Below are 5,330 nucleotides of genomic sequence, written 5' to 3'. Positions count from 1 at the left end.
GTGTCAGGCAACTGAGATGTTGACTGACACACCGCTATCGCGAGCAGGCTCACTCCTACAGATTTTCCCAGACTATGGCCGAACGGCGCAGCACGTTACAGATTCACCTGAAGTCATAAAAACCATATCAGGGCGCGGCAGAACGCCGCAGCCAGCCCTTCAATCTGATCCGCACAAATCAAGGATTCCTGAGCCTGTTTTGTTTCTGGTGGGGTTTCTACAGTGCAGCTCATGCCAGACCGGGTGGCCTGGCAAGACTTTGCAACCGTGGATGAACTGACCATGAGTACAGCAACAATCGGACAGGCTTATAACTACAAGGTCGTCCGCCAATTCGTCATTGCCACAATTTTCTGGGGTGTGGTGGGCATGGCAATGGGCGTTTTGATCGCCTCGCAACTGGTCTGGCCAGAGATGAATCTGGACCTGCCGTGGACCACCTTCGGCCGACTGCGACCGCTGCACACCAGCCTGGTGATTTTCGGTTTCGCCGGCAGCGCGCAATTCGCCGCCAGTTACTACGCCGTGCAGCGTACCTGCCAGGTGCGGCTGTATTCCGACACTCTCGCCGCGTTCACCTTCTGGGGCTGGCAATCGGTGATCGTGATCATGCTGATCACCCTGCCGCTGGGCTACACCACCACCAAGGAATACGCCGAGATCGAATTCTCCGGCGCAGTGTGGATGGCCGTGGTCTGGGTCGCCTACGCCGTGGTGTTTTTCACCACCGTGGTGCAGCGCAAGACCAAGCACATCTACGTCGGCAACTGGTTTTTCGGCGCGTTCATTCTGGTGATCGCCATGTTGCATGTGGTCAATCACCTGTCAATTCCGGTGGACTGGTTCAAGTCCTATCCGGTGTATTCCGGCGCTACCGATGCCATGGTGCAGTGGTGGTACGGACATAACGCGGTGGGTTTCTTCCTGACCACCGGGTTCCTCGGGATGATGTATTACTTCGTGCCGAAACAGGTCAATCGGCCGGTGTATTCGTATCGTTTGTCGATCGTGCATTTCTGGGCGCTGATCACCCTGTACATCTGGGCCGGCCCGCACCATTTGCACTACACCGCGCTGCCGGACTGGGCGCAGTCACTGGGCATGGCCATGTCCCTGATCCTGCTCGCGCCGAGCTGGGGCGGGATGATCAACGGCATGATGACCTTGTCCGGCGCCTGGCATAAATTGCGCACCGACCCGATTTTGCGCTTTCTGGTGTTGTCGCTAGCGTTCTACGGCATGTCGACGTTCGAAGGGCCGATGATGGCGATCAAAACCGTCAACGCCCTCTCCCACTACACCGACTGGACCATCGGCCACGTCCACGCCGGGGCGTTGGGCTGGGTGGCGATGATCACCTTCGGTGCGACTTATCACATGGTGCCGAAAGTCTTTGGCCGCGAGCAGATGTACAGCACGCCGCTGATCAATCTGCACTTCTGGCTGGCGACCATTGGCACCGTGCTGTACATCGCCTCGATGTGGGTCAACGGCATCACCCAGGGCCTGATGTGGCGGGCGATCAACGAGGACGGCACGCTGACCTATTCGTTTGTCGAAGCGCTACAGGCCAGTCATCCGGGATTCATCGTGCGCTTTGCTGGCGGGGTGTTTTTCCTCACGGGTATGTTGCTGATGGCTTACAACGTGTGGCGCACAGTGCGGGTGGCGGACGTCGCACTGGCGCATCGTGAAGCGCAGATCGCTTGAGGCAGGGAGCCGAATGTGATGGATATTTTTTTCAATGTGTTGGGCGTGGTGTTTCTGTGGCTGGCGGTGGAGTATTGCTTGCGGCGGGAGACGGCGGACAGTCTGGATGAGGCGAGCATGGTGCCGTTCGCCGATGACCCGGAGGTGGCGCGGCGGGTTGAGCTGGCCACTGGCAAGACAGTGAAAGCGGTGGCGCCGGAGGTGGCGAAGCCGGGGTGGGTCAATCTCGATATGTGAGGGGTGTCAGGTGGGGTGCCCTCACCCTAGCCCTCTCCCAGAGGGAGAGGGAACTGACCGAGTGGTTTGTTCGGGTTACACCGACCTGAAATATCGAGTCGAACTCAGGTTCGGGCCGTCCCCCAATCGGCTCCCTTTCCCCCTCGCCCCCTTGGGGGAGAGGGCTGGGGTGAGGGGGTAAGCTCTTGATCTTAACTACGATCCCGAGGGATCAGGCTCTGCAACTGCTGCGCCAGAAAATTTGCATCAAACACAAACGTATCCGGATCCTTCAGCCCATTGGTCTTGCGCCACTGCCACTCACCATTCGCCAGTCCCACCAACGAAATGCTGCCATAACGCGCCGCCGTCAGCCCCATCACCGCAAGCGAAATCTGCCCCGCACTGCCCATCACATCCGGCACGAACTCCACCGGTTTGCCGGCAATCACAATGCTCAGTTTCTCAGTCTTGAAGGTCGAGGTCTCCACCGGCGTGCTCGGCCCGAACGCGACATAAGCCTCACGACTCACCTCCAGCAGATTCGGCGCCTGCACCGGTTCCAGCCATTGCTGAATATCGCCGAACAGCGCGGTAATCCGCGTGGCCCATGCCGCCGATTGTGTTTCGAACAGTTGCTTCTTGTGCGCTTCGCTCTCGGCGTAATGACGAAGCATCTCGCCCAATTGTTGTACGTCGTCCATAGCGGTGTACCTCGGAAAGGACTTGCAATACTCGATAGTGGCAGATACCAGCCGCTGCGTACGTTTAACCTGCACCAAGTCCGATGAAGCACCATGACACTTGGGTGAAAGATCAGCAGTACAGTCACTTGTTGCTGGCATCGGCCCCTGAACAAAAGGAAACTCCGGGCAGACCTGAACGTTCGACACTGTCATATGCCTGAGGACATCCAATGCGCACCATCGGCCTGATCGGCGGCATGAGCTGGGAATCCAGCGCCGAATACTATCGACTCATCAATCAGCAAGTCCGTGATCGTCTCGGCCCGTTGCGTTCGGCGCAATTGCTGATGTACAGCGTCGACTTCGGCCCAGTCGAACAGGCCCAGCACGCCGGACGCTGGGACGATGCGGCGGCAATTCTGGTGGATGCCGCGCGCCGGCTGGAAGCGGGAGGCGCCGAATGCGTGGTGCTGTGTACCAACACCATGCACAAGGTTGCCGAACAGATTCAGGCGGCGATCAGCATTCCGTTCCTGCACATTGCCGAACCGGCCGCACAGGCCGCCCTGTCGATCGACGCACGCACGGTGGGACTGCTCGGCACCGCATTCACGATGGAACAGGACTTTCTCAAGCAACGCCTGGTCGCCAAGGGTTTGACCGTATTGGTGCCGGACGAAACAGAGCGCAAGGACGTGCACCGGATCATCTACGACGAACTCTGCGTCGGTGTGATCAGCGATCAGTCGCGAGAAATCTATCAGCGGGTGATCGAATCCCTCACCGCGCGTGGCGCGCAGGCGATCATCCTCGGTTGCACGGAAATCGGCCTGTTGCTCAAACCCGAACACAGCGCCCTGCCCCTGCTCGACACCACCGAACTGCATGCGCAGTCGGCGGTGGCGTTCGCCCTGGGCGACTGACTCAGGTTTTCGGACGACTGCGCAGACGGGCCATGCTCAAGGTGTCGACCCACTGCCCGTCGCGCACCGCGTAATCGCGAAACAGGCCTTCGTCCTCGAAACCGAATTTGCGGTAGAGCGCGATGGCGGCCTCGTTGTCGGCGTAAACCGAGAGTTCGACGCGGTGCAGGTTCATCCAGTTGTCGGCAACGTCGAGTGCCGCCGCCAACAGCTTCGAACCCACGCCTTTGCCCTGCCACGCCCCGGCGACTGCCATACCGACGCTGCCGGCGTGGCTGCGACGAATCCGCGAATAGTTTTCCAGCCCCAGATGGCCGATGACCTGGCCCTGATGCAGCGCGACCAGCTTCAACACCCGTTCATTTTCCGCCAGCAGCCGTTGGCGCCAGACGTCGACGGACTGAAACGGCATCTGCAACACCTGCCGGGTGACGGCCCGCTCGTTGTAGAGCGCAGTGACAGCCTCGAGGTGCGACTCGCTGAAGCGTTCGATGTGAATGGCGGCGTTGTGGTCGGGCATGGCGGATCCTTCCTGGATCGATGTGTGGCTGACCACTCTAAACCGCCAAACACGACATCAGCCATAGGTAAATACTTGTAGGAGTGAGCCTGCTCGCGATAGCGGTGTGTCAGTCAATATTGATCAATCTGACAGAAGGCTATCGCGAGCAGGCTCACTCCTACAGGGGAATGTGAGCACAGGAGGATTGCCTCAGCTCTGGAACCATTCGTGGCGTTCGTTGAAGGTGTGGTGGATGAGGTCGGTGAGGGTCTGCACTTCAGCCACATTCTGTGACTCGGCGTTGACGGCCAGCCATGCCTGCAATTGCATAGGTTCTTCAAATAATCCCGGTAGCGCGATCAGACCCCGATCAAACCGGCTCATATACGCCGGCAACAAACCGATGCAAGCGCTACAGCGAATCATCTCCAGCATCAATTCATAGGACTGCATCTGCACCACCCCGGCCAACCGCTGTTCGACCAGTTCATTCCACGGCCGAAAACTGTCGATCTGCCGATCATGCTGCCATTGCACCAGCATGAAGTCGGCAAGGTCATCAGGGGTGTCCGGGCGCGCGGTAACGCGGGAGTAGCGTTTGGCGATGTGCGGCAGGTAGTCGAGGCGCGCCAGTGGTTGCGGTTCGCTGGTGGCGAAGGTCGGGCCGGGGTGTGGGGTTTCGCCGTTGGCCAGCCACAGCACGATGTCGGCGCTGACGGCGCGCAGGGACAGTTCACTGTCCAGCGCGATGATTTCCAGGCGCACGCTGGCGTTGCGGCGCAGCAGTGCGATCAGGTCGCGGCCGAGGATGTCGTGCAGGATCGATTCGGCGACGGCGAGGCGAATCAGCGGTTGTTCGATCACCGGAAGTTTGCGCTCGTTGGCCAGCGCTATCAGTTTGGCCTGCAATTGTTGGCCTTCGCGGGTCAGGCTCAAGGCGCTGCCTTGAAAGCTGAACAGCGTGTGCTGAAGCTCTTGCTCAAGCTGCGCCAGTTGTTTGCGCAGCAAGGTCGAGCGTACGTTGAGGCTGCGTGCGGCTTGCATGAAGCAACCGCAGCGGGCGCTGACCAGAAAGTATTGGGCGACGTCGGCATCGATGGTCGCGGCGTGTGCGAGCCACGGTTCGCTGTGGTCGTGTTGCCAGTGGTAATCGGTGGTGCCCGGTCGTCCTGCGGGTTCGGTGAATGACATCGATGACTCCCTGTCGATCTTTGTAGTTGCCTTTACGCAATTCCCCTGTAGGAGTGAGCCTGCTCGCGATAGCGGTGTGTCAGTCGACATTTCTTAACCTGA

General features: G+C 59.4%; 6 protein-coding genes. 3 read left to right on the top strand and 3 right to left on the bottom strand.

Annotation, left to right across the window (positions count from 1 at the left end; genetic code table 11):
• Window positions 1-282: 282 nt before the first annotated feature.
• Both ccoN and ACW9IR_RS28545 read left to right on the top strand, forming a co-directional pair.
• The gene (gene ccoN / locus ACW9IR_RS28550; protein ID WP_311880857.1) at window positions 283-1,710 is read left to right on the top strand and encodes a cytochrome-c oxidase, cbb3-type subunit I; all 1,428 of its coding nucleotides are present in this window, start codon (window positions 283-285) and stop codon (window positions 1,708-1,710) included.
• A gap of 18 nt (window positions 1,711-1,728) precedes the next feature.
• Entirely contained in the window at window positions 1,729-1,947 is a 219-nt protein-coding gene (locus ACW9IR_RS28545; protein ID WP_102898951.1) for a CcoQ/FixQ family Cbb3-type cytochrome c oxidase assembly chaperone, read from the top strand.
• A gap of 191 nt (window positions 1,948-2,138) precedes the next feature.
• Here the strand turns inward: ACW9IR_RS28545 and ACW9IR_RS28540 are convergent, their stop codons facing one another.
• Window positions 2,139-2,630, bottom strand: a complete 492-nt coding sequence (locus tag ACW9IR_RS28540; RefSeq protein ID WP_253484253.1) for a hypothetical protein — start codon at window positions 2,628-2,630, stop codon at window positions 2,139-2,141.
• A 212-nt stretch (window positions 2,631-2,842) separates the two neighbouring features.
• Here ACW9IR_RS28540 and ACW9IR_RS28535 point away from each other — a divergent pair, with 212 nt between their 5' ends.
• Window positions 2,843-3,535 (top strand): aspartate/glutamate racemase family protein, encoded by a 693-nt coding sequence (locus tag ACW9IR_RS28535; protein ID WP_186615530.1) that lies wholly within the window; start codon window positions 2,843-2,845, stop codon window positions 3,533-3,535.
• Between the two features lies 1 nt (window position 3,536).
• On the opposite strand, the gene ACW9IR_RS28530 is transcribed toward ACW9IR_RS28535, so the two are convergent.
• Window positions 3,537-4,055, bottom strand: a complete 519-nt coding sequence (locus tag ACW9IR_RS28530; protein ID WP_102898954.1) for a GNAT family N-acetyltransferase — start codon at window positions 4,053-4,055, stop codon at window positions 3,537-3,539.
• A 192-nt stretch (window positions 4,056-4,247) separates the two neighbouring features.
• The gene (locus tag ACW9IR_RS28525; RefSeq protein WP_457465963.1) at window positions 4,248-5,228 is read right to left on the bottom strand and encodes a LysR substrate-binding domain-containing protein; all 981 of its coding nucleotides are present in this window, start codon (window positions 5,226-5,228) and stop codon (window positions 4,248-4,250) included.
• Window positions 5,229-5,330 lie beyond the last annotated feature (102 nt).

The sequence above is a fragment of the Pseudomonas sp. SDT291_1_S447 genome, from assembly GCF_054070155.1.
The sequence above is the reverse complement of the archived record's forward strand: the minus strand, read 5'-3'. Positions and strand labels throughout refer to the sequence as shown.

Coding starts and splice junctions, on each gene's coding strand:
- ccoN (WP_311880857.1), top strand. CDS start 283: ATGAGTACAGCAACAATCGGACAGGCTTATAACTACAAGGTCGTCCGC.
- ACW9IR_RS28530 (WP_102898954.1), bottom strand. CDS start 4,055: ATGCCCGACCACAACGCCGCCATTCACATCGAACGCTTCAGCGAGTCG.
- ACW9IR_RS28540 (WP_253484253.1), bottom strand. CDS start 2,630: ATGGACGACGTACAACAATTGGGCGAGATGCTTCGTCATTACGCCGAG.
- ACW9IR_RS28535 (WP_186615530.1), top strand. CDS start 2,843: ATGCGCACCATCGGCCTGATCGGCGGCATGAGCTGGGAATCCAGCGCC.
- ACW9IR_RS28545 (WP_102898951.1), top strand. CDS start 1,729: ATGGATATTTTTTTCAATGTGTTGGGCGTGGTGTTTCTGTGGCTGGCG.
- ACW9IR_RS28525 (WP_457465963.1), bottom strand. CDS start 5,228: ATGTCATTCACCGAACCCGCAGGACGACCGGGCACCACCGATTACCAC.